At 63.1% G+C, this 274-nt stretch carries 1 pseudogene; it reads right to left on the bottom strand.

What is annotated here, in order from left to right:
* Positions 1-274, bottom strand: a pseudogene (locus SB756_RS29910) (peptide ABC transporter substrate-binding protein); the annotation flags it as partial.

Raw genomic sequence — 274 nt, 5'->3', positions numbered from 1 at the left:
AATAATTTCCTGGCTGCCGTCCGGCAAAGCGCGCACCGCCACCGGCAATATGTGCGGCAGGGCTTTGAGCAAGGCGTCGGTATCGCTGGACTTGAACACGCTGGTCAAGCGCAGGTTACCCACCGCCGTCGAGCTGACCCGCAACGGCCGCTCGCGGTAACGCGATACCTCGCGCGCCACATCGCCCAGTGTGGCGTTGTTGAACACCAGCTTCCCGCTGCGCCAGGCCGTCAGTTCATCGGTATTCACGGTGTAGGCAGTAGCGACTTGCCCC

This window comes from Pseudomonas sp. SIMBA_068 (genome assembly GCF_046534705.1).
Taxonomy (GTDB): Bacteria; Pseudomonadota; Gammaproteobacteria; order Pseudomonadales; family Pseudomonadaceae; genus Aquipseudomonas; species Aquipseudomonas putida.
The sequence above is the reverse complement of the archived record's forward strand: the minus strand, read 5'-3'. Positions and strand labels throughout refer to the sequence as shown.